Origin of the sequence: Micromonospora sp. NPDC048986, assembly GCF_040649335.1 — a bacterium.
GTDB classification, from domain to species: Bacteria; Actinomycetota; Actinomycetes; order Mycobacteriales; family Micromonosporaceae; genus Micromonospora; species Micromonospora alfalfae.
Genome location: NZ_JBEZFJ010000031.1, coordinates 1 through 2,831, shown reverse-complemented (window position 1 = coordinate 2,831; position 2,831 = coordinate 1). Strand labels below are relative to the sequence as shown.

Genomic DNA, 2,831 nt, shown 5'->3' with positions numbered 1-2,831 from the left:
CGACGACTGGCCGGGGCGGACGTCGGGGAGCAACGGCTGATCGTCGCCGACCTGGTAGCGGCGCAGGTCGCTGCCGTACTGGGGTACGCCGGTGCGGACGCGGTCGATCGGGACAGGGCGTTCAGGGAACTGGGTTTCGACTCACTGACCGCCATCGACCTTCGTAATCGGCTCGGTCAGGTGACCGGGCTGCGCCTTCCGGCCACGCTCATCTTCGACCATCCCACGCCAGCGTCGCTCGCCGAGTACGTCCGCGCGGAACTGATCGGCGCAATCGACATGGAGGCGCCGATGTCGTCGGATGTGCAGGCCGGTGACCCGATCGCGATCGTGGGAATGGCCTGCCGTTTCCCGGGCGGGGTCAGTTCCCCGGAAGATCTGTGGGACCTGCTGGCCCGTGGTGCGGACGGTGTGTCGGAGTTCCCCGAGGATCGGGGTTGGGATCTCGGGGCATTGCTCGACGAGGATGCGGAAGCGGCGGGTACCAGCTACACGAGGTTCGGTGGCTTCCTCGGCAACGTGGGTGACTTCGACGCCGAATTCTTCGGTATCTCGCCGCGTGAGGCGGTGGCGATGGATCCGCAGCAGCGGTTGCTGTTGGAGACGTCGTGGGAGGCGTTCGAGCGGGCTGGGATCGACCCACTCTCCTTGAATGGCAGTCGTACGGCGGTGTTCGCCGGCACGAACGGACAGGATTACTCCGCCCGGTCGGATGGTCGATCCGAGGGGTTGGAGGCGTTCCTCGCCACCAGTAGCACCGCCAGTGTGCTGTCGGGTCGGGTGTCGTACGCGTTCGGTCTGGAGGGGCCGGCGGTGACGGTGGATACGGCGTGTTCGTCGTCGTTGGTGGCGTTGCATCTGGCCGCGCAGGCGTTGCGGCAGGGCGAGTGCGACCTTGCCCTGGCCGGTGGTGTGACCGTGATGTCGGCACCGGGAGTGCTGGTCGGGGTTAGTCGGCAGCGTGGGTTGGCGGTGGATGGGCGTTGTAAGGCTTTTGCGGGTGCGGCGGATGGTACGGGGCTTTCCGAGGGTGTGGGTGTGTTGGTGGTGGAGCGTTTGTCGGATGCGGTGCGGGGTGGTCGTCGGGTGTTGGCGGTGGTGCGGGGTTCGGCGGTGAATCAGGATGGTGCGTCGAATGGTTTGACGGCGCCTAATGGTCCGTCGCAGCAGCGGGTGATTCGGCGGGCGTTGTTGTCTGCGGGTTTGTCGGTGTCGGATGTGGATGTGGTGGAGGCGCATGGTACGGGGACTCGGTTGGGGGATCCGATTGAGGCTCAGGCGTTGTTGGCGACGTATGGGCGGGGTCGTGTTGGTGGTCCGTTGTTGTTGGGTTCGGTGAAGTCGAATATTGGTCATACGCAGGCGGCTGCTGGTGTGGCTGGTGTGATGAAGATGGTGTTGGCGTTGGGGCGTGGGGTGGTGCCTTCGACGTTGCATGTGGATGTTCCGACGCCGGAGGTGGATTGGTCGTCGGGTGGGGTGGAGTTGGTTCGTGAGTTGTGTGATTGGCCGGTGGTGGATCGGCCGCGTCGGGCGGGGGTGTCGTCGTTCGGTATCAGCGGCACGAACGCGCACGTGATCCTCGAACAGACGCCAGCACAAACAACCAGCGAACCGACCGAAACGGTCGGGCCGGCGATCTGGGTCGTGTCGGGTGCGACGGACGCGGCGATGCGGGAGCAGGCGACGCGGTTGCTTCCCTCGATCGGATCGCACTCGCCGGAGCAAGTGGGGCTCACCCTTGCTACGGCCCGCGCCGGTCTGGCGCACCGGGGTGCGGTGGTCGGTGTCGACAAGGCGTCGCTACTCGGGGGCGTCGGCGCCCTGTCGGAGGGACGGTCCCTGCCTGGCGTCGTCCGAGGAACCGTCGTAACCGGTGACCCGCGGGTGGTGTTCGTGTTTCCGGGGCAGGGGACGCAGTGGGTGGGTATGGCGGTGGAGTTGTTGGATTCGTCGGTGGTGTTTGCGGATTCGTTGCGGGCTTGTGCGGAGGTGATGGGTTCTTTTGTGGATTGGGATGTGTTGGAGGTGTTGCGGGGTGTGGCGGGTGCGCCGTCGTTGGAGCGGGTGGATGTGGTGCAGCCGGTGTCGTTTGCGGTGATGGTGTCGTTGGCGGCGTTGTGGCGGTCGTGTGGGGTGGAGCCGGCGGCGGTGGTGGGGCATTCGCAGGGTGAGATCGCGGCGGCTTGTGTGGCGGGGGTTTTGTCTTTGGTGGATGCGTGTCGGGTGGTGGTGTTGCGGAGTCGGGCTTTGCGGGTGTTGGCGGGGCGGGGTGGGATGGTGTCGTTGGGGTTGTCGGTGGGTGAGGCGGAGGGGTTTGTTTCGGGGTGGGTGGGGCGGTTGTCGGTGGCGGCGGTGAATGGTCCGTTGTCGGTGGTGGTGAGTGGTGATGTGGGGGCGTGTGAGGAGTTGTTGGTTCGGGCGGGTGAGGTGGGTGTGCGGGCTCGGCGGGTGGCGGTGGATTATGCGTCGCATTCGGTGGCGGTTGAGGAGATCCGGTCGCGGGTGGTGGGGGATTTGGCGGTGGTGGTGCCGGGTCGGGCGGAGGTGCCGTTTTATTCGACGGTTTCTGGTGGGTGGTTGGATGGTGGGGAGTTGGTGGGGGAGTACTGGTATCGGAATCTGCGTGAGCGGGTGGGTTTTGAGCAGGCGACTCGGGCTTTGCTTGCTGAGGGGCACAACGTCTTCATTGAGGTGTCCGCACATCCGGTACTGACAACCAGCATCCAAGAGTCCGTGGACGCCGAGGGAGCCGTCGCCTCGGCGCTCGGCACCCTGCGCCGGGACGAGGGTGGCCAGGAACGTTTCCACCTGTCGTTGGCCGAGGCGTG

General features: G+C 66.0%; 1 protein-coding gene. It reads left to right on the top strand.

Annotated features, from left to right (window positions below):
* A partial coding sequence (locus AB0B94_RS33190; protein WP_357289892.1) for a beta-ketoacyl synthase N-terminal-like domain-containing protein occupies nt 1-2,831 on the top strand: 2,831 nt, incomplete at both ends.